This window comes from Acinetobacter sp. GG23 (genome assembly GCF_057766365.1).
This window is the reverse complement of record NZ_JBYMDJ010000001.1, coordinates 51,465-72,100: the sequence shown is the minus strand read 5'-3', so window position 1 is coordinate 72,100 and position 20,636 is coordinate 51,465. Positions and strand designations below refer to the sequence as shown.

Annotated in this window: 17 protein-coding genes; 4 read left to right on the top strand and 13 right to left on the bottom strand. The window is 39.9% G+C overall.

The window, feature by feature from the left end; genetic code table 11:
• Positions 1-215: 215 nt before the first annotated feature.
• Together AC3CAU_RS00400 and AC3CAU_RS00395 are read left to right on the top strand one after the other, a co-directional pair.
• The gene (locus tag AC3CAU_RS00400; protein ID WP_424621800.1) at positions 216-656 is read left to right on the top strand and encodes a MarR family winged helix-turn-helix transcriptional regulator; all 441 of its coding nucleotides are present in this window, start codon (positions 216-218) and stop codon (positions 654-656) included.
• Positions 653-1,858 carry an MFS transporter gene (locus AC3CAU_RS00395; protein WP_447053014.1) on the top strand — a complete coding sequence of 402 codons (1,206 nt, stop codon included), beginning with the start codon at positions 653-655 and terminating at the stop codon, positions 1,856-1,858. The genes AC3CAU_RS00400 and AC3CAU_RS00395 overlap by 4 nt, the downstream gene beginning before the upstream one ends.
• Positions 1,859-1,973: 115 nt before the next feature.
• Here AC3CAU_RS00395 and AC3CAU_RS00390 read toward each other — a convergent pair whose 3' ends face one another.
• Positions 1,974-2,576 (bottom strand): nitroreductase family protein, encoded by a 603-nt coding sequence (locus AC3CAU_RS00390; protein WP_447053013.1) that lies wholly within the window; start codon positions 2,574-2,576, stop codon positions 1,974-1,976.
• Positions 2,577-2,857: 281 nt separating this feature from the next.
• A complete protein-coding gene (locus AC3CAU_RS00385; RefSeq protein WP_447053012.1) occupies positions 2,858-3,349 on the bottom strand; it encodes a hypothetical protein in 492 nt (163 codons plus the stop codon).
• 328 nt (positions 3,350-3,677) lie between these two features.
• Between AC3CAU_RS00385 and AC3CAU_RS00380 the strand changes: the two genes are divergently transcribed.
• Positions 3,678-5,666: an acyltransferase family protein gene (locus AC3CAU_RS00380; RefSeq protein WP_447053011.1), complete on the top strand. Its 1,989-nt coding sequence runs from the start codon at positions 3,678-3,680 to the stop codon at positions 5,664-5,666.
• Positions 5,667-5,974: 308 nt separating this feature from the next.
• On the opposite strand, the gene AC3CAU_RS00375 is transcribed toward AC3CAU_RS00380, so the two are convergent.
• Genes AC3CAU_RS00375 through AC3CAU_RS00355 form a run of 5 tightly spaced genes read right to left on the bottom strand, consistent with a single transcriptional unit; the run spans position 5,975 to position 10,130 of the window.
• Positions 5,975-6,364 (bottom strand): hypothetical protein, encoded by a 390-nt coding sequence (locus tag AC3CAU_RS00375; RefSeq protein ID WP_447053010.1) that lies wholly within the window; start codon positions 6,362-6,364, stop codon positions 5,975-5,977.
• Positions 6,364-6,906 (bottom strand): glycoside hydrolase family protein, encoded by a 543-nt coding sequence (locus AC3CAU_RS00370; RefSeq protein ID WP_447053009.1) that lies wholly within the window; start codon positions 6,904-6,906, stop codon positions 6,364-6,366. The genes AC3CAU_RS00375 and AC3CAU_RS00370 overlap by 1 nt, the downstream gene beginning before the upstream one ends.
• Positions 6,893-7,153 (bottom strand): phage holin family protein, encoded by a 261-nt coding sequence (locus AC3CAU_RS00365; protein ID WP_447053008.1) that lies wholly within the window; start codon positions 7,151-7,153, stop codon positions 6,893-6,895. The genes AC3CAU_RS00370 and AC3CAU_RS00365 overlap by 14 nt, the downstream gene beginning before the upstream one ends.
• Positions 7,154-7,213: 60 nt before the next feature.
• Positions 7,214-9,703 (bottom strand): phage tail protein, encoded by a 2,490-nt coding sequence (locus AC3CAU_RS00360; protein ID WP_447053007.1) that lies wholly within the window; start codon positions 9,701-9,703, stop codon positions 7,214-7,216.
• Position 9,704: 1 nt separating this feature from the next.
• On the bottom strand, positions 9,705-10,130 hold the full coding sequence (locus tag AC3CAU_RS00355; protein WP_447053006.1) for an NlpC/P60 family protein: 426 nt from the start codon (positions 10,128-10,130) through the stop codon (positions 9,705-9,707).
• An 84-nt stretch (positions 10,131-10,214) separates the two neighbouring features.
• Between AC3CAU_RS00355 and AC3CAU_RS00350 the strand changes: the two genes are divergently transcribed.
• Positions 10,215-11,234, top strand: a complete 1,020-nt coding sequence (locus tag AC3CAU_RS00350; RefSeq protein ID WP_447053005.1) for a glycoside hydrolase family protein — start codon at positions 10,215-10,217, stop codon at positions 11,232-11,234.
• Here AC3CAU_RS00350 and AC3CAU_RS00345 read toward each other — a convergent pair.
• Genes AC3CAU_RS00345 through AC3CAU_RS00320 form a run of 6 tightly spaced genes read right to left on the bottom strand, consistent with a single transcriptional unit; the run spans position 11,221 to position 20,497 of the window.
• Entirely contained in the window at positions 11,221-13,704 is a 2,484-nt protein-coding gene (locus AC3CAU_RS00345; RefSeq protein WP_447053004.1) for a hypothetical protein, read from the bottom strand. The two genes, AC3CAU_RS00350 and AC3CAU_RS00345, sit on opposite strands and share 14 nt — an antisense overlap.
• A 59-nt stretch (positions 13,705-13,763) precedes the next feature.
• Positions 13,764-16,592 (bottom strand): host specificity factor TipJ family phage tail protein, encoded by a 2,829-nt coding sequence (locus tag AC3CAU_RS00340; RefSeq protein WP_447053003.1) that lies wholly within the window; start codon positions 16,590-16,592, stop codon positions 13,764-13,766.
• Positions 16,589-16,903, bottom strand: coding sequence for a hypothetical protein (locus AC3CAU_RS00335; protein ID WP_447053002.1), 315 nt, complete (start codon positions 16,901-16,903; stop codon positions 16,589-16,591). Before AC3CAU_RS00335 ends, AC3CAU_RS00340 begins: the two co-directional genes overlap by 4 nt.
• Entirely contained in the window at positions 16,900-17,391 is a 492-nt protein-coding gene (locus AC3CAU_RS00330) for a hypothetical protein (protein WP_447053001.1), read from the bottom strand. The genes AC3CAU_RS00335 and AC3CAU_RS00330 overlap by 4 nt, the downstream gene beginning before the upstream one ends.
• The gene (locus AC3CAU_RS00325; protein WP_447053000.1) at positions 17,392-17,853 is read right to left on the bottom strand and encodes a hypothetical protein; all 462 of its coding nucleotides are present in this window, start codon (positions 17,851-17,853) and stop codon (positions 17,392-17,394) included. It abuts the gene before it with no gap.
• A gap of 1 nt (position 17,854) precedes the next feature.
• Positions 17,855-20,497 carry a transglycosylase SLT domain-containing protein gene (locus tag AC3CAU_RS00320; protein ID WP_447052999.1) on the bottom strand — a complete coding sequence of 881 codons (2,643 nt, stop codon included), beginning with the start codon at positions 20,495-20,497 and terminating at the stop codon, positions 17,855-17,857.
• Positions 20,498-20,636: the final 139 nt, after the last annotated feature.

Below are 20,636 nucleotides of genomic sequence, written 5' to 3'. Positions count from 1 at the left end.
AGAAGCATTTAAAGGCAGGATTTAAATTCCATGCCCTTCAATTCAACTTCTATCTACCTCTCTAGTTTATAAAAAAGTATTTTCAAGGTGGTCTGAATATATTTAAGTCATTGGTCTTTTTTGTCTAGAAAATTTATTTTCAACCTGATTAATACTTGAATCATCTTATAAAGAGGCGTAAAGTTGAATTAATTTAGTTACCCTGGCTAACTATAATGTCACCTCAACTTAAATTCCGAGCTTCATTATTACGCTGCGCGCGTCTCCTGAGTGATGAAATCAATACCATTTTATTGCCCCATCAATTGAATTATTCCTTATGGCAAGTGCTGTATGTAATTCAGTTAAAACAAGGCTGCACCTCGATCGACATTGCAGAGTATCTGAATGTTTCCAAGCCATCCATTGCAAAACGTATCCATGCACTGATGCAACTAGAAGTACTTGAACAAGTCGATACTGAAGACAAACGGCAAAAGAAACTGATCCTGAGTCAAAAAGGTATACAACTTTTTCAAATTTGCTCTGAAAAAATGGATGTTTTTGAACAGCAATTGCTCTTTTCACTAGATCAAGATATGCAAAAAATTACCCTGACTACCCTTCATACGCTTATGGATCATCTGCAAGATCTTAAATCAGGTACACAACCATGAATGAAAATGCCCCCTTATGGTCGAGAAATTTTATTCTTGTTAGCGCTATTAACTTTCAACTGGTACTGACCTTTTATCTGCTTGTAGTGGTGATCGTCGGTTATGCGGTAGCTGAACTCGGTGCAACCACGGCGCAAGCAGGCCTAGTCTCGGGTTTATTTATTGTCGGTACGCTAATTGGCCGTTTGTTTGTAGGCAAATTTCTAGAACGCTTTGGAGGTAAAACCACACTGACTGTGGGTTTAACCGGCTTCCTGATCTTTTCTGGCTTCTATTTTATGAAGTTCGATGTAGGTATGCTTTTACTTGTGCGATTTATGCATGGTTTTATGATGGGCATGGCCTCTACTGTTTTAGGAACCATTATTGCGCAAATATTGCCGCCAACTCGTCGCGGTGAAGGCATTGGTTACTACAGCATGAGCAGTACTTTGGGAACAGCGATTGGTCCTTTCCTCGCCATATGGATGATGCTGCACATTGGTTATGATTCCATTTTTATTGTTTCAAGCATTATCGCATTGAGTTGTCTTATAGTGGCTCTGCTGGTTCAAGTACCTAATCTTGTGCAACAAAATAACCTGCTTGATATTTCTGTGCCCGCTGAGAAACCCAGCTGGATTTCCCAATTTATTGAACACAAAGCACTGCCGATTTCTTTTGTTATGTTATTGGCATCTGTTTGCTATTCAGGTGTGTTGTCCTTTATCAACTTTTACGCCAAAGAAATTGATCTGGTTGAAACCGCCTCCTTTTTCTTCTTGATGTATGCCATTGCAATCTTGATATCGCGTCCCTTTACCGGTCCATTGCTGGATCGTAAGGGTGAAAATATCATCATGTATCCTGCTTTTATTATTATGGCAATTGCCATGGTTTTATTAAGCCAGGTACAAAGTTCGTTGATGCTTCTGGTTTGTGCAGGCTTACTGGGTTTTGGTTATGGCAATATTCAATCTGTTTGCCAAACTGTTGCGGTAAAAAGTGCCAGTATTGAGCGGATGGGTTTTGCGACCTCAACCTTCTTTATTTTTCTCGATGCAGGTTTAGGTTTTGGTCCTTATTTCATTGGTCACACACTGGATTATATTGATTATTCACAACTGTATTTCTACAGCGCAATGTGTGTTTTAGTCTGTATTGTAGTTTACTATCTATTACATGGCCGCAAGGCAAGCAAACGCCGATACATCTCTGCTTAAAAACAGGTATCTAAAAATAGCGCTGGTAGAAAGTCCCCTTTTACAAAAGCGGATTCAAAAAAAGAGAGATCAATCTGACCTCTCTTTTTTATTTTCTTTCTTGCAAAATCAACAATTATTTAAACACTTTAAAGCGCACTGCATCATCCATATAAGCTTTGTCTTTGGCTTCACCTTCGACTGAACCAAACACGAGCTGTGCACGGAGTTTCCAGCTTGCAGGAATATTCCATTCAGCATGTACTTGCTCATCGACAATTGGGTTGTAATGCTGTAGTGATGCACCTAAACCATCGGTATGTAAGGCAGTCCAAGTCGCGAATTGTGCAATGGCTGTAGAATGCTCTGCCCAAACCGGGAAGTTATCGGCATAAGATGGGAACTGCTCTTGCAAGCCTTGAATCACGTCCATATCTTCAAAAAATAGAACGGTACCTACACCGGCAGCAAAGCTATCCATTTTAGCTCCGGTTTTTGCAGCAGCGTCTTCATCTTTCGCATAAGACTTGAGTTTTTCTTTCACAAAGCCCCAAAACTTTTCATGCTCATCATTAAATAAAATTACGGCACGTGAAGATTGCGAGTTAAAAGATGATGGACTTTGCTTAATTGCATGTTGAATCAATTCAATTAAGTATTCTGGACTTTGTTCTACATTTTTACCCACTGCATAAATGGTACGGCGTTTATTAATTAAATCTAAAAACTGATTCGACATTTACTGAAATCCTTTGATATTTCCTCGGGAAGATTTGAACCAATCTGCTTACGCTGTTAAGAAAATGTGAAATATTAAATTTCATAACAATGAAAATGCAAATTTGTTACTGCCTTACCATATGCAATAATAATTCCAATATCTAGTACATTTTATTGATAATTAAATCTTTAATTTTTTATATAGAATCTTGCCTACAATTCAGTCAAAGCTTTTATAAACGACGAGGCTATAAAAAACCCCCCAATATTTGGAGGATTTTTATACTATTAACTTCTATTTTAGAATTTAGCATTTAATATACTTTGTGATACTTTTTGCTTCCAGATATCACGTAAAGTTGGTAAATAGAATTTTTCACCAATTTCAACCAGTTCAGCATCAATTAATGCATGAATTTCGTGCATAAACAAATAATCCAATTCAACTGTTTTCAGGGTCTTATGAGCTTTGGCAAACTCTCTACGCTTTTGTTGCGCGGCTTTAACCAATTGATCTGCATAATTCTTATTTTTAAATTGAGAAATCGCATTTAGACGTAATTCAATCACGCCCCAGCCACTTAACAGTAATTTAAATAACTCAAAATCTTTTGTGGTCGATTCCCACGTCATTTCATCCAGATTCTCATCGTTAGGAAGCACCGGAAGCAGCAGCTCCATCACACTCGGAAAAATCTTTTTAAAATTCAAAATAAATTTAACAGGATGCTCACCAGGATAATCCTTAAATTGCACCTTTTTCTGAACATCTGTTAAATAAACATATAACATTAAAAATTTCCATAGATAGATTGCTGTTTAACAAAGGTTTATTTTCTGGCTTGCAAAACCAATGCAAAATAAGTGCAAAACAGTAATAAAAAAACGAAATGCATTTTAGCAATTATGACATTTTATTCAATGTGTATTGGGTAAGTATTAGGCTAATAAAAGCTTCTTTTAGAGCACTTACTTGGGCGGGCTTAAATAACTCTTTCTTAAATCAAAAAAACGAACAGCTTTTTAATTTATGAAAGATATCTAATGTAAAAAATATAATTTATACAATCTAGAGTGTTAAAAGAATAAAATACATTATTTCTCGCTACTATTATTTTTTATGAGTTTTGCTTACAGATCAGATATCGATGGCCTTCGTACCATTGCGGTATTACTGGTCATTTTCAATCATTTAGGCTGGTCACTATTTTCTGGCGGTTATATTGGTGTAGATATCTTCTTTGTCATTTCAGGTTATCTCATTACCCTTATTTTGACGCGCGATATCCAGTCTCAACAATTTTCAATTGCACGGTTTTATAAAAAACGTGTAGTTCGTTTGGCACCTGCTTATTTTACCGTAATCGCAGTTGTCAGTGTCGTTGCCTGGTGGATTATGCTGCCGAGTGAGCTGACTGAATATTTTGAGAGTGTCATGTATGCCACTTTACTCATTGCTAATATCTATATGCGTAATGAAGTCGGGGACTACTTTAGCCCCAGCGTGGAAAATGTACCGCTGCTACATTTATGGTCATTGGGGGTAGAAGAACAGTTTTATATTTTTTGGCCTTTATTGTTGTGGCTGTTTCTTATTAAATCATCACGTAAATATCTTTGGATGATGATTAGTATATTTATCATTGTTCTACTGGCATATGCGCAGTACCAACTGGCTCAAAATTCAGCTAAGGCTTATTACAGCATGCCAGTACGTGCTTTTGAGTTGCTGCTGGGGGCATTGATTACTTGTTTACCCCAACCAAAGCTGCCGAAAAAAATACTGCAAGGGCTAGTCTGGGTTGGGGTTATTATTCTATTTGTAGCAGCGGTTTATTTTGATAAACAGACGCCATTTCCTGGTCTTATGGCACTGATTCCATGTTTGGCAACAGCAGTCGTTATTTATTTGGGGCAATCTGTACCTTCTAGCAATCTATTATTGAGTAATCAGTTTAGTACTTGGATTGGGAAAATTTCTTATCCGCTGTATTTATGGCATTGGCCGATTATTGTGTTATTCGGGATTTACATGCTGCCATTAAATCTGGAAAATCAGATCATCATTATTCTACTATCTCTGTTCTTGGCATATTTAACCTATATGTTAGCAGAAAAACCACTGAAACGGTTTGTGATGGCAGCAAATTACAAAGTCATTATTTTAGGTTTCTTGGTGCCTGCGATCGGTTTTCTCAGCATTGCCCTGACTATCAAGAGCAATGATGGCTTTCCAGATCGGTTCCCGCCGTCGGTTTATGCTAAAGAGGAAGCATTGCATACATATGCACATGTGATCCGCAGCAAATGTATAGATACTGTGGATCCCAAAGTCTTACCCGATCCAAAGGATTGTGTATTGGGACAGTCTAAAGAAGAAATTGATTTCTTATTGATCGGTGATTCTCATGCCAACGCCTATACTGCAATGCTAGATGAGTGGGCGAAAGATGCCAGTCTGCGGGGTTATGACATTACACAAGGCTCAACATTCTATCTACCTGGAGTCAAGAGGTATATATTTAAGCTGAAGCAGTGGGAGGAACTATCCAAGTTCCAGCAACGTAATAATGCCATTACAGCTCATCTTGAAAATACGCACTATCCAATGATTATTATGGCTGGCTCCTATGCATCATATTTTAGTGATGTGATCAAACTCAAAGATGGTATTCATCAGAGTGAAGAAGATATCTTTAAAGCAGGCTTGCTGAAAGCTTTAGAAATTGCCTACCAGTCTAGCGATCAGGTGATTTTATTGAATGATGTGCCGCGTCTGGATTGGGATGGTATACCTTCCGACTGCAATATCCGTAATGAAATTCTAAATCGTCATTCTCAATGTACAGTTTCGAAAGCGAGCTATGAAATGCAGCTAAAGCAATTTAATCAGATTGTGGCTGAAGCCAAATTCAAATATCCGCAATTAAAAATTATTGATCCGACCAAGGTTATATGTAATCAGCAGGTATGTAAAATTATGCTGAATAATGTGCCTTTATATCGTCTGAAAGATGACAATCATATTAATGATCAGGGTTCGCGACAGTTGGGAGTTGAATATTTGAAGCAGTTTGGTAATCCCCTGAAAAATTTAACTGTAAATTAGATCCTGAACTAAAAATCTATAATCAGGAAATCAACAAAAGAAAAACCGGGATTGAGAATGTATCTGAATGATTTATGAGAGAGGTCTATTATTTTTTCTACAGAATGTATAAAGAATCTACCACCTAAAAAATCCTCAAACACATATACCTACACCCACATTCGTCGTAATCGAATGAGCTGTGCAGCCCTCACTTGAGGGCCTTCACAATCGCACCATGACGTGCCTTACAGTCGTTATATTTCGCTACGGTATCAATAGACCACAACATCACCGCTTTACCTTGCCCCGACTCTAATTTGTGCAAATCAGGGCATGGTTGAATTAGGTTTGCTGGAATCACCGGCGATAAGGGAATTGACTGCTGACACCCCATCAGTATCAAAGCAATTGTTGATATAAATAGGATGCTCCACGATCTTTTGCACGGTATGTGTAATATATTCTGTCCTGACTCGTTCAGCTTCTCTGGTTTCTTCATATTGTTCACTCACTTCATTAGATTTTTCTTGTGCTGCTTTTTCTGCATCAATGTAAGGTTTAAGTGCTTTAGCCACACGCCCATCACATGCAATTTCTGCATCACGCAAGTCACCACCTAAACTATTCACTTGCCATGTTTGAAAAAACAGACATAGCAAAAGAACAATGATTAATGTCCAGCGCTTGTTGTTCCAAATGATTAATAGGAATGGCATTAATTAGCCTCCATACATTTTGAATGACGTTCAACTTGTCGAGTCCAAACCCCATAACAACCATTAGATCGCACAGAGCAATCGCGCTTGGCCACGTATTTCCATTTCAAAAGCGAATCACATGCTGCTTTATACTTCCCGACTTTGAGATTGCGAAGCATGGATGATCCGTTCCATGCTGTGATGCCAAACTGATAAACAAAGTCGTTGTATAAATCATATTCAACCTGCGAAACTTTTACACCTTGCAACGACTTATTAAATGCTGGTGCATTCTTTTCGATATGACATTTCAGTTGCTGAAGCGCTTTTTCTTTAGAAATAGTTGGGTCTTTCAATGTGACTTTCTTACCATCGCAGTAGACAGTTGTACCATTACCAATAGTAGGCACATCGCCTTTCACTGGGATTACGGGTTTAGGTGTGTATCCTTCTTTAATAGCAGTTGCTTGAACCTGCTCAGTGCTAACCCCAGATATAAAAAAACCGCCTAAAGAGGCGGCTAAAGCGGTACCAATAACAAAATATTTAGTCTTTGACATTACATTGCTCCAATTCTTTTCGCATTTGAACTTCGTGTAACTCTTGTTCACGCTGATCTTTACGCTTTTGAAATGACTTGTTTGATAAGTAGTTAGCAAAACTAATTGCTAGACCTGCAAGACCGATTGCAACCCCGATCAGAAACCCCCAATCCCACGTTGCAAGCCAAGAGATAATCGTAATCCCTGTACCTGCAGTAGTTGCGACTGGACCTGATGTATCAACTATTTGTGTCGCGTTCGACATTTCGCCCCCTAAATTTTGGCAATAAAAAAAGCACCCGAAGGTGCTCTTGTTTTTGAAACTCTAACTATCCGAAGTTGCCTGTGTAATACGTGTTGAATAATTCCATGAAGTCGGCTTCCATACGTCACGTGCAGCAACTCGAACATAATATGTTGTCGTTGATTGCAAACCGCCAATCGTGCAAGCATTTTCAGTGCCCGTCCATTTTGCAGCAGTTGAATCAGGATCAAAATTCGCATTAGTGCTGATCCACACCTGGTAATCTTTCAGGTCCGGTACTTCACTTGGAATCCATGTCACTGTGATCGAATCAGCCGTTGCAGATGTATACACATTCAATAATTGTGGCGGTACTGGATTGCTGATATTTAATTCAGCAAAGGTACTGACAATTGATCCGTTTTTACTTGCGACTCGAACCGTGTATGCACGCTGAATACCGTCTATTTTGGCTTCTTCCATTGAATAACTATAATCAGTATTGGTTGTTTCAACCTCACGAAGTAGCACACCACCCGATCGGATTTGTACAATATAACTAGTGGCTCCTGCTGTTGACTGCCATTGCACTTTAAAACTAGTTCCAATGAATGGGGATTGAAGCGAAAGCCCTTTCACTAAAGGTGGTTTTCCTCCTGTGATGGTGTAATCATAAGCAGTGACTTCATCTAAAGTTTCTTCTTTTTGCTGCAATCCATTGAAGCTGGTGAACTTCAGATAAACCTGTTTATCAACTAGATTGGATTTAAAGTCATATTCAAAGATTGCCCGATCAATACGAACAAATGACTCACCGGCATTATGTGCCTGAGTATCATCAAAACGACCACGAAGCAGACCGCTTAATGTGTACAGTCCTGATCCATCAAGTGTGGCCTCCTGATAATTGACAAACTCATCACCAACCTTACACAATGTCGCATCAACCTGGGCATCTTCAAGCGTACCGCTAAAAATCTGACTGGATGTATTCAGCTGTATCTGCATTGCCGTAGCAGTTGCATTAATGCCCGACACCAATGTGCCATATCGTGCCGAGCCATAAATGGTACCAATCATTTCGTAAGTGGTATTATCAAGACTGACCCAAACATTACAACCGCCCCAATTAATACCACCCGATGCCGCAACCCAAAGCTGATTTTTACCATCGGTCAAATCTAAAGGCGGTTCAAAAATTACCGGTGCATTGATATTGCCCGGCTCTTCATTTCCGCCTTGGTATCCGTTAGATGATTGCATATCATATTCAACTGCAGAACGAGATCCGACTGCCAGCTCTTCAGCTGTAATCGAAAGTACGCCATCTTCATCTTCTTCAACACGGGTGATTCGTACCAAAAAACGGTTAAGACCCAAAGATTCATCTGTAATAGTCACAATGTCCATGGGTTCAAGACGGCAGTATTTCCACCCCAGTTCAAACTCATACTCATTACGAACATACAGCATTCGTTGAAGCAGCAATTGAACTGCATGGCGTGCAATCTTAGGTTCACAGAAAAAGTCATATTTGACTGGATCTTGTGTCCGCAAACCAAACATTTCAATATTGGCTTGATCCTTGGCTTCAACCGTTTCAGTGTTGTACTGATTGAATCGGTTTACATATTCAATTTGAGTATGATTATAAGCATCGGTATCACGACTGCGACGAACTCGAACCGGTTCATCATCACCGATAAAATCATCATCTGTTAAGTGATACACCGGTTCTAAATTTGGCGTAAATGTCACACCATTACCTGTGACCGCACTATCACCAAATGAGCGGATTTTTAAACCGTCTGGACTTGGTACCACGGCACAATTCACTGCCTCAACAATTTCATTGATAATTTCAAATGCTTCACGCTGTTCAGTCATTGCAGGACTAACCAGCAAATTAGTTGCTGCACAATAGGTTCGCAATTCGGATAAATCAGCCATATCCAAATTTGGCGCTGCACCATATCGTGGATTTGTAATGAAATCCTGAATCACATCAGCCGGATTCGCATCATGAATTGTATTTGAAAAGGTAATGTCGCTCATCACTTCAAAAGTATGGTTTGCAAGGCTAGCACTGCCACCTAAATCATAGTTGGCACAAGCGACATAGCCTAAAAATGGATAATGCACAGCTTCATCAGGATGCTTAGATGCTAAATACCCCCATGCTGGATTTCGATCACCATTGAATAGCTCAAAACCGATTTGATCAATTGGCTGCAGCTGCACACCGCCTTCAGTTTTAGCCACGATCTGTTCTTTATCACGCCAAATAATGCCAATATCTTTGATTTTGTTTTCACACAGACCCAGCATTAAAGATGCTGAATAAGTATAGGTCGTATTTGTAGTTTTAGTTTTACCGCCCTTCCCACCTGATTTAGTCGTTGTGGTATGTGCAATCGCTTTAAAATCGCCATACCAGAACATGTTTGCAGAAACACGGTTTTTTCCATAAACCAATGGCTGACAAAGTCCATAAGCTGACTGTTGAATCCGCATAGAATTAATACGCTTGTCAGACGTGCTAATCGTGGTACCGCCAAACAATCCACCCATATTATTCTTTTAGCCTCTTCATACGAAAAAACCCGGCGATTCGCCGGGCTAAACTTCCTTTGGTGCCATCCTGCAGGATGACCCCCTGATGGATGTATGAGTGAATGATCGTCGGCCATTCAACGACAATTGCGCCATGACTGATGCACTTGCCAAAATGATATAAAACAATGTCACCAGGCTGTGGCTCATCGACTTCAAAGCACACGCTTTTGACGTGTTCTAAGTATCGCTGTCCAAGCTGGTGCATGTGCCAGTCTGGTGGATATGGACGCGGATCTAAGTGATCCATGAGGTCCACTTTTTCATAGACTTCACAGATTAAGGTTCCACAATCCACACCTACACCTTTGACACGTCCCTGGTGATGATATGGTGTGCCTAGCCAAGTCCTGGCCTCGGCAACGATCTCAAGTGTTTTTTGCACACATTCACAATTATGAGAACAATTTATCAATAGAATCTCCCTATTTAAATTGGCATCATCACTCAAAATTTGAGTTTATAAATTATGAAATTGCGGTATTTAATATACTTTATTATCTTTAGCTGTTTTTCCTCACCTGTATATGCTCTTTCAATAACTGAGGGAACTGACATTACACATCAATTAAATCAAGAAATTAGTAAACTTCCATCAGGCGGAGTTTTAAAGATTCCAGCAGGTAGATATAAAGTAGATGCTACTAAATCAATTATTCTTAAGAGTAATATCTCTGTTGAGCTATCCTCTAAAACACACCTTGAAGTAATCCCCAATAAAAATACAAGTTACAGATTGTTCAAAGTTCATAATGTAAAAAATGTAAATATTAGTGGGGGCAATCTAAGCGGTGATAAATACACCCATTTAGACAATAAAGGTCAATGGGGCATGGGTATAGATATAAAAGATTCCCAAAATATTAAAATTCGTAATATGAATATTAATAAAATGTGGGGGGATGCAATCTATGTAGGCACATTAGGTAAAAACACTACTGCAAATATTAAAGTCCAAAATATAAAAATGAATGATAATCGCAGACAAGGTATTTCTATAACCTCGGTAAATGGATTTATCGGAAACGATTTAACTATTACCAATACAAGCGGTGTTGGTCCTCAAAATGGTATTGATATTGAGCCCAATGATAATAAAGCATTACTGCAGAATATTAAATTTAGGAACCTCAAAACCAATAATAATGAAGGTGTAGGCTTTCAAGCATCTATGCGACACTACAATGGCTCCAAGAAACCCCTATCTATATCGTTAGACCAACATACAGATAAAGGTTCTGCTTTTGGTTTTGTAATGAGTGGAATTACTTCACCCGTAAGTGGAACAATTAACATTTCCAATGTAAATTATACAGTCAACTCCAGATCAAACTTTTGTTTCAGCAACTGGAAAAATAATAAAATTGAAGTTCTTGTAAACGGGATCTCTCATGATATTAAAGATCAACTTAAAGCTAATCCATGGTGTGAAGATCATAAGAAGAATTCTTTAGTTATGATTAAGGATGCTAATTTTATACAGCCATAAATTTACATTCAAAATAACTTTCATGTTTTTCGCCAACAGCAACATTACCCGCAGGTGTTTTACGATAGTATTTTGAATCTGTACTGCGGTCGTGCACAAAGAATTCACTCAGTGCATCCTTGTCACCTGGTGTAACTTGGTAGGCTGCTGCTTCCACGGCCAGACCGTTCGCTTCATTGCGGCCCTTATATAAACGCGCACCAATTGCATTGAAGTAGTTATTTGTACTCGCTGTCATCGACTGATCAGTGTACGTATCATCACTAAACACAATCATTGATGCGTCTTTGTGAATACAGGCAATCCCGTGATAGATCAGTGTTAATAGCCCATCATAATTCCACTTGACCAAGTTTCTTGTCTTATATCCTGCATTTCTAAATACCGTATGCTTCAAATGGTCGGCAATTTTAGGATGTCCTGGGATAAAGCCATTGGCATCTGCAGTTTCATGCATCGTAGATTTTTCAATATACTCAAACTGCTCACATGCTTTTAATGCAATATTTGCGGACATTGGAATAAATACACCATCGGCTAAAAACTTAACATCAGTGAAAATCTCATCACCATGATAGCCGCCAGTGAAATCCACTTTGGTTGAATTTGTCTTGAGTACAAATTCAGACTCACCAACACCTAATGCTGTCTTCCCTGTCGGCTGCATAATCCCATCAGTAAGCTTATAAAAAAGCGCCTGATAGATGCGCCAGTAATTTTGATAAACCAGATCACTCATATCGTATTCATGCTTGACTTCAAAACCTACATATAGGTCACCTTTAACTTGAGTGTAAGCTTTGAATGTGCCGAGCAGAGGGGCAACACCCACTTCAAATGAGTAGTAGCATTTTGAAAAAACACCCTTCGCCACTTCTGCAATTTCTGTTTTTACATACTCACGGATTGGGTCGGTTGAAGCGCCAACGATTGATGACTCGTATTGACTGAAACCACCTTGGCCAATAACCAGTACACCTGCTGTCGAGGATAGTGTCTGCTGTGCCTTAAATACTTCATTTACATATACTTTAACAGTGCTGCCTGACAAAACAAATTTAACAGTATCCCCGACACCATAGCCACCTAAACCACTGGTCACTAATGTGTTGGTATAGCCTGAAACGGTGCTCAAGTTTCCTGAATTTGAAAATGCAACAATATTGTAGTTTTCACCATTTTTAAAACCGACTCCAATGATATCGCTTACAATATCTTGCGTGATCACCTTAAATTCGGCAGTTAGTTCTTGGGCTGCGATCGCACTCACAAAGTAATGCTTAATCGCGGATGAACCTGCTTTTAATACATCGAGATTTACCTTTGAGCCATTCAATGTCTGATATGTACCAGATGTATATGTATTCGAAGTGGCTGCTGCAGTAAACCGCGTGACCGTCATATTGTTTGAGTAAGGTATTGCCACAGTCTTTTTAAACAAATCGATTGACTGGTCTTCAACATATGTTTCGGTGTACGTTTTGGCTTGTGGCAAAATGGTTGGATCTGGGGTAGGAATTTTTGATAATTCCTGTGCAACATACTCACGGATTGGATCTATAGCCTGACCGTTCAGTTGTACCAAGTAACGGCTAAAACCCATCTGACCAAAGCAGACTGCATCACCCGCAGTAATGGTTGCTTCGCCTTTTTTGACCTCATTTACATATACTGAAATCTTTGCACCGTCATATTTAAACTTGACGGTATCCCCCAGCACATACCCGCCTAAACCACTTTGAATTGTAGCGAGGGTGTAGTTTGAAATTCGAGAAAAATTACCGCTGTTTGAGAAAGCAATAATTTCAAAGTTATTTCCTGTTTTGAATCCTACCCCAACAGCGTCACCACCAAAATTCTGTAGAGTCACTTTAAACTCAGCTTCAAAATTCTGAGGTGCAAGGCTGGTCAGATAAAAATGCTTTATCGCGTTACTGCCCGATGCCACAACATCCAATTGAACTGACTGTCCCACTTGGGTTTGATATGTACCAGCAGCATAATCATTGGATGTGTCGGCTGCCGAATATCTACGAACAGTCATGTTTGACTGAAGGTTTAATGGGTTTTGTTGTTTGAATAAATCTTGCGACTCTTGAATGGTGAAGTTTTTTGCCTGATCCAGATCACTCAATCCGGTATCGGTCCACGTCCCTGTCACCGGTGTCACACCCTCAGCACTAATACGATTCCAGCGCCAGATCTTACGGGTATCATCCGCACGTGCACGCATTTCTGATACTGTAGGCAGACTGGCTTTTAATGCGGTTTCAGTTGCATAGCCGGTGTAAAAACCTTTGGCGATGACATCGTCGGCTTTGATATTAAGCTCTTCAATAGCTAAAGGTAAGGATTTGAAAGGTGCACCATAGCGTGGATTCACTATCTTTTTTTCATTAACCGCTTCACCTGCATTCTTTACGTCAATTTTTGCAGCTTCAAGTTCCTGCTTTGTCACCATGTCAGCCATGCTTTTCTCCAGGCATTAAAAAACCACCCGAAGGTGGCTGTTAATCTTTAAAAATTTAGTTAAAAGAAGTCGTGATCTTGTTGGTAATATCTGGCGTCATAATTGACCGCTTTAAGTGAATTGGTCATTTTTCCGGATGGTGACATCTCAGTGACCAAGAAGGCTGATTTACCTGCATTCTCGGAGTTAACGATCTGATAAGTGGTTTTTAGATACCGATCAGATTTCACCACAAGCGAATCAAGCGGTGCACGACTCAAAACGACTTGATTTGTCATTGCCCCTGCATAACAGTCGATCATATCAACAGAGCCATTCGGCATTTGCAGATAGATTTTCTTAACCTGATTTTGTGAAAATTCTACATTTTGTGAAAGTGTTAAAGTCAGACCATCCACCGAATTTACTTCGCCATCTTCCGTACCAAGCAACGTGTTATCAGCCACCAGAATCTTGTCATTTCGCGCAAGCAAATTAGACTCATCTAGGGCATCAAACTGGCAGATAATACGCTTGAATAGCAACTTGTTCCATTCTCGCCAAGCGCGTGTCTTAGCTTGTTCATCGGTACGAATACCGGTGGTCTTGATGGTCATCGGGTTATTTGCAGATCCATTTTCAGGAATAGAGTATTTGATGCGCGCATCATCTGCCGGACTTGTGTACTCAATTTCAATGCCGTCATACCCCTTATCAATCCGGTTTGAATAAGATCGTTTTTCAGATTTCGGCACCTTATTGCGATGATTAAAAAGCAAGACTGCATTAGATTGCGGCTTCTCTAGCTTCATTCGTAATTTAGATCCAAACCGATAGGTTTCACAAAAACATGAACTGGCGATCATTCCCGCCATCTCTTCAAATGACAGGTTTGAATCGTCGAAAGTGTAACTAAACTCACTTGCTTTTGATGAGCCAAAATAAGTGTTTACTTCCTGCTCAACAGTTAAGATTTGATTTATATCGATTTCATAATCACTTCTTCGTCCATTCTTGTGGTCTAAAGCTAAATAAATTAGCGCTTGCGCAGCTGACCTTGTTGCAGTGAGTGAACCCGTACCGTTTACCGGTAATTTTCGAGTGACCAGCATGTTTAACTTTCGCTCTTTCAGGGATAAAGCGCCTTCAGTCCCCAAGGTTTTAGATCGTACGATTGTCACGTCACCATAATTTAAAGTTTTACTTTTTGAAGTTGCATACACATCCTTAATTTTGGTTAAGTCTTGATAAGTACTATTGTTTGTTGGGGTGGTGCGTGCAATCCGGAAGCGTACCCGTCCTGGTGTTGATAGTGCTATTCGTCTAGTGGTTCCAAATGGGCTTTTTGAACTAGATTCAATATGAAAGGTGGTTGAATAAATTGGTCCTATGGGTGTGTTGTCACTGGCAATGTATTGGTATTCAACCTTTGCTGTCATACCATTTACCCAAACTCCCCCTTTGGAATCTTGATAAAACAATCCATTCTGGTAAAACAAATTAAAAACCAGTTCTTCAGTATTTTCCAATTCAAGGTTATACCAACCGACCCAGCTGTTGTTTAATTTATCCAGTCGGATTGCCAAAGGCTGACTCTGTGTATTCTGGTTTGGCAAAAAATTAACTTTAGCCCAATCACTATTTAGCAGGTCCGGATTGATTAACTTGATTTCACCTGTGCTCGCGGAATCAACAATATACGAACCATTCAAATTAATCGATCCGCTATTATTGGTGAAAAGAATATTCGCGCCAACTGTAAAGTCCTGCGTCACATATTGCCAGTTTGGGTTGGTCGCTTGGGCATTTTGCAGTGAAATAACATAATTGAATCCACCGGATACTACTGTTTTGGTTGTATTTGTTACTTTGTAGCGTCCAGATAAATCATAGTAATTATCTACAGACGTTGGCTCTATCTCTGGTGGCTCAGCTGTAATTTCGGTAGTGACCTTAATTAATGCCCCCGTCAAAACAATATCTTCAAAGTTATTCACACTCGCAATATCCAATGCTGAATGAATGGTCAACTGTTTTTCAGGTGTAAGTGTGATATCACCTGCCAGCGTTGCATCATCAATAAGAAACTCGGCACCATAAATACCTATTGAATCATTCGCATCAAAAAGCAGATCAAAATTAATATATGGAGATGCGGTCTTAATGATATTTGGAAATTGAAAGTATATTTCAGGCGATTCTATTTTTTGATCATTTGGCACATTTAGAGTTTGACCATTAATTGATTTCGATTTAATTGAAAAACGAGGTGGCTCAGTAAACGCTTCACCGATTTGATAAATTGGCGCCCCCGTAATGTTTGTATGAGGATCATAAACAGACACAGCCATACCGGAAATATCATTCACATTGGTCTGATCATCTTTAATATCATGAATTTGAACATAACCACGTGTGCACAACATCAGACACTCTTCAATTTCCTTATTATTCTCATCGTAATAAGTAATCGGTGCTGAAATTAAATCAGGTACGGCACGTAAATGTCCAAAAATTTCAGGAACACGACCACCCAATCTCGCCTGATTCTGTCGTGAAGCTAAATCATTATTTGACGATTGTGGTGCAGAAACTTGCGGTTTAGGCATCGTCATATAGGTATAAATACTAAATGCCGCCGATATTGCTGCAATTACATAGAATACAATTTGAATCCAGGCTGGATAAATTACGACATAAAAATCACCCTCTAGGCTTTGTAAATACTTTACCGAGCGCTCATCGAAAGGCGTTACATCGTTTTTATTGGAAACTGAATTGTGGTAAATGCGAGTGTTTTTGGGAAACACGGTGAATTGCTGTTTTAAATACTCACAAACGTCTTCAACACTTTCATCAGACCATGTTTCTTTGTTGAAAGGGTCTGGAATAATAAATACACGTTTCATTTATAAAACTCGCAATATTTATAACCAACAATAAATTCAAGTGGCACATACTGAGCACCATGTGCCGCCAGATGTAAAACACGACCTTCATAAAAAAGCCCGATGTGGGTTTCAGTTCGGGCTGAGTTATACATAAAAACAAGACAGGGGCTTACGGGTTGATCAAGCCGGTCAAAGTCATCGCCGCCATTCAAGAATTGATTTAATCGCTGTGATAAATCTTCACCGGTAACCAAGGCCCACGCTTCACACGCAAGCTCATTACAGGTGTAATCACTACGAAACTCACGATCAAGCAGATCATCAATCATAGTGTGCCCCGCAACATAGGAAAGCGCTCTAATGAGTACGCATCTCCAGTTCTGACTGAGTTTAGTTCAGGTGCTTGTGCATCAAAAGTTACAAGCCCTGTGCTGTCTTTATTCATACTGACGATATCTAGTGTTTGAATGATTAGCATAGGGGTTGTTAGATCATCATCCCGATACACCCGGTACTTAAAAGTGGGTGGCACATTGTCAGTCAGGTTTGCATAGGCTTGGATTAATGCATCGTCATAATCAGCCAAAGTAATGCTAAATACCTGGTCCAAGTCGTTGGTGATGTTGTTTCGGCCTATTTCCATCTGCTGAAACTCATAAAAATAATCGAGACCGTCTTCATGCTTTACAGTAATTCCACTTGTGTCATTTCTGACATAGCGAAACACCTCAGGAAAGCTTGAATGCGCTATCTCGATGCAATCAAGCTGAATAACGCCACCCTGCGCATTAAGAAAAAAAGATACATAGTCAGTCACCTAAACCCCCAGTGCATTTGGAAAATCCTTATTCACCAATTCTTCAAGCGGCTCAAAAATATCGCTGCCTGAACCAAGTGCCACAAGCGTGTCATCAAGTGTGTCGTCACGTAATTTAGCTTTCACTTCCAGAGTTGCAGAGCAGGTGTAAACCTTGGCCTCTTTTGAATCCAGCCGAAAGCCTGACTTGAAAAAACATTCATATTCTTGCAATTCGGCATCATCAATAATTAACGAGGCTAAAAATGGCTGATTTGGATTTCGTTGCCAGACATTAAAAAAGGCCACAAGATACTGATAGCCTTTTTCACCGGTCACCCAACTTGAGCTAACCATGTGGGAATTTCCTCTGACATCTCGTCGATACCGAGATGGACCTCCGTCCAACTGTTGTTGAATCACATTGTTTCCGTGCTCAACTGTGTAGCCGCTTTGCCGAACACAATAAGCAAGTTTATTCATATTATCTCCGTGCTGTGGCATTGGTGTTTTGAGCTAAAGCCTTACGTACCTTTGAGTTTGGCTGTTGCAGTGAGTTGACGATGTATTGCTCAACCATATCAATCGTTACAGTGCCATCATCTGCAGTGGATACATTTGCTGTTTGACCAGGTAAGGTATTGATGATGATTTTTGGCTGAACCACTGCCGCCTTCTCACCCAAGCCCTTACCCGAGTTAATCGCATCAAGCGTACCTACGCCCACTCGCTTGGTTGCAGCTGCGTTTAACACATACTCTTGACCGTGGACTACGCCTGCGACATCCGATGTTCCATAGTTGCCTGTATAGCCACCAGCTTTGAAGCCTTCTGTATGAATGGCTTGAATATTAGAAACAATAGAAGCGGTTTGTGCTGCTACTGTTGCCATGGCTGCTAGATTTAGTGGCCATGGATTATTTGCCGCCTGAGCAATACCAGCTTGAATAGCAATCATCGAACGAGCAATAGCGAAAGACTTCTCTATAGTTATTGCTGCTTTATAGTATTTATTTTGCTCATCACCCTGTTGTTTAAACATTGCTGACATCGAGTTGGCTATCTGCTCACCATATGAGAGATTAAGCGACCTTTTGGCATCTATATATCGCTTTTCAATCTCTATTAAGGCAGCCTTATACTCCCTCTCTTTCAGGATTCCATATTTTCTAGCCTCATCCAAAATAGCTTCACGATCAGCCATTTGCTTTTGCAGTGCATACAAATCACCCTGACCAGTTAGGTCGGCGATTAGTGAGTCTGAATTATCTTGAGCCGCCTTTCTTTTTTTCTCATAGTCATCAGCGAATCTAGCTGCTGTTACCTCGCGCATAGCTGCACGCTGCTTAGCATCTGTAATTTTGTCTATTTCCTGCATCTCAAGGCGATATCGCTCCTGCATCAAATCAACTTCATGCATATATGCTTGTTTAGCCTGAAACAGTTGGGTTTCTTGAGATAAAAGAATTAAGGCTTGCTCTTGCTTAAGCTGCTCATCAAGCAGTTTTACAGCCTTATTTCGCTGATCTTTTGTTAATTCAATGTCGCATGCTGCATAGAATTTTCTTTCATCAAAACTTTGCTTGAGCAATTCAGATTCAGTCTTTTTGAATGCACCATAGTCATCAAGCTTGGTTTTTAAAGCATAGTTAGCAATCGCAATATCATTATCTGCACGTGCTTGGTATTCAGCTTTGAGTTCTTTGGTGCGTTCAGGTGAAAAGCCAGCTTTATCAATCTCCTCAAGCTTGTCTTTAAGATTTTCACGGATTTTAGTTACTTCATTTGCAACATCAAGTTCAAGGGATTTTTGTAGGTTGGCTTGCTCCTTCAAAAATTCTGAATACTGCTTAAGATCATCAATCGCATCAGCTGAGCCCTTGTTTTTTAAAGCCGATCCACCTAGGCCGACAATCCACTTATTTACTGATGGGGCAAAGTTAGCCACTTCTTTGTTGCGCGCAGCACTCCCTTTGACTTTCCCGCTTTTTGCAAACTGCGCAGATCCCGCAAGGCCAGCATTATGCGAGCGAATTGCAGCCTCCCAATCCCCTAGTTCCTTGTATGCTTTAGCTAGATTTTTTGCCACAACCTCTGCAATAACTGGAAGGTTTTTAGAATCAGCAACACTAAGTCCATTGTCCTTGCGATAAGCGTTTGTAGTCTGATAATAGCCAATAGCGCCGGTCGGACTAACTGCATTCGGATTGCCTTTAGACTCTTGAGCCATTAAGCCAGCAAGATAGTTTTTAGGGATACCGTACTTAGCACCGATACCGTCTAAATCATGCTTGGCTGATAATGTTGCTACTTTTTGCAGCATCTTCAGCTCTGCTTGGGTGTATTGGTATCTTTTCTCTTTCTCCTTGGTGATTTTCTTTTCGGCTTCATTTCGAGCATCAATTACATCCTTATTTTTTTGCTCAATATCAACAACTTTTAAAGCTGCTTGATACATCTCATTGGTGATTTGTATGCCTTCTTTTTTAGCATAGTTAGCCGCATCAACCATGGCTTTTACCTGCTCTTCCGAATAACCCTTCGCAAGCAAGCCTTTGGTCACATATGCTTCATATTCACGGTCGTAAAGAGAATCCTTAAAGCCTTGTTGTGCACGAGCAGCTTTTTGCGCGGCAGTTTCATTAGCATTTAGTTCTTTAGTGTTGCCTGCAATTTTGGATGAGGTATTTTGAGCCTCATTACCGGCAAGCTTTACTTCTATGCCAAAAGCCTTAAAAGCAACTTTCGAGGTATTGGCTTTCGCAGCACTCACATCATATTCTTTAGCTTGCTTCTTAAGCATGTCGTAAAGATCAGTAGGGATTTCCATTTCATTCAGGCGTTTGATTGCCTCGTCATAACTAATCACACCGCGACGCGCATCTTCAGTTACTTTTCTGGCTTTTTCGTTTTCTACCGATGCAGCACGAATCGCAAACAGGACAGCATCTACAGCCTCTTTGGATTTGCCTAATTGGATGTTCTGAGCAGCAAAAGCCGCGGTTAAGTCTTCAATTGCAGATTTTTTATCATTGCCTGTAAGTTTTTTTAACTCCTCATTGGTTTTTTGAGCAATCTTACCCTGCTCTTCAAGCTTTGCATTAGCCTCTGCTGTACGCGAACTCATGTACATGTAACCAGCAGCCAATGCAGTCACCCCAAGAGTGATTGCTCCAATAGGTCCGCCAATTAATGCGGTTATCTTTGATCTGGACAACCAGTTTATTGATGAGGCGTATAAGAAGTTGAGCAAGAAATCAGCGTAA

What these genes read in the sequence shown, in the direction of transcription:
- AC3CAU_RS00400 (WP_424621800.1), top strand. Translation starts at nt 216, where the DNA reads ATGTCACCTCAACTTAAATTCCGAGCTTCATTATTACGCTGCGCGCGT.
- AC3CAU_RS00395 (WP_447053014.1), top strand. Translation starts at nt 653, where the DNA reads ATGAATGAAAATGCCCCCTTATGGTCGAGAAATTTTATTCTTGTTAGC.
- AC3CAU_RS00390 (WP_447053013.1), bottom strand. Translation starts at nt 2,576, where the DNA reads ATGTCGAATCAGTTTTTAGATTTAATTAATAAACGCCGTACCATTTAT.
- AC3CAU_RS00385 (WP_447053012.1), bottom strand. Translation starts at nt 3,349, where the DNA reads ATGTTATATGTTTATTTAACAGATGTTCAGAAAAAGGTGCAATTTAAG.
- AC3CAU_RS00380 (WP_447053011.1), top strand. Translation starts at nt 3,678, where the DNA reads ATGAGTTTTGCTTACAGATCAGATATCGATGGCCTTCGTACCATTGCG.
- AC3CAU_RS00375 (WP_447053010.1), bottom strand. Translation starts at nt 6,364, where the DNA reads ATGCCATTCCTATTAATCATTTGGAACAACAAGCGCTGGACATTAATC.
- AC3CAU_RS00370 (WP_447053009.1), bottom strand. Translation starts at nt 6,906, where the DNA reads ATGTCAAAGACTAAATATTTTGTTATTGGTACCGCTTTAGCCGCCTCT.
- AC3CAU_RS00365 (WP_447053008.1), bottom strand. Translation starts at nt 7,153, where the DNA reads ATGTCGAACGCGACACAAATAGTTGATACATCAGGTCCAGTCGCAACT.
- AC3CAU_RS00360 (WP_447053007.1), bottom strand. Translation starts at nt 9,703, where the DNA reads ATGGGTGGATTGTTTGGCGGTACCACGATTAGCACGTCTGACAAGCGT.
- AC3CAU_RS00350 (WP_447053005.1), top strand. Translation starts at nt 10,215, where the DNA reads ATGAAATTGCGGTATTTAATATACTTTATTATCTTTAGCTGTTTTTCC.
- AC3CAU_RS00345 (WP_447053004.1), bottom strand. Translation starts at nt 13,704, where the DNA reads ATGGCTGACATGGTGACAAAGCAGGAACTTGAAGCTGCAAAAATTGAC.
- AC3CAU_RS00340 (WP_447053003.1), bottom strand. Translation starts at nt 16,592, where the DNA reads ATGAAACGTGTATTTATTATTCCAGACCCTTTCAACAAAGAAACATGG.
- AC3CAU_RS00335 (WP_447053002.1), bottom strand. Translation starts at nt 16,903, where the DNA reads ATGATTGATGATCTGCTTGATCGTGAGTTTCGTAGTGATTACACCTGT.
- AC3CAU_RS00325 (WP_447053000.1), bottom strand. Translation starts at nt 17,853, where the DNA reads ATGAATAAACTTGCTTATTGTGTTCGGCAAAGCGGCTACACAGTTGAG.
- AC3CAU_RS00320 (WP_447052999.1), bottom strand. Translation starts at nt 20,497, where the DNA reads ATGAGTTCGCGTACAGCAGAGGCTAATGCAAAGCTTGAAGAGCAGGGT.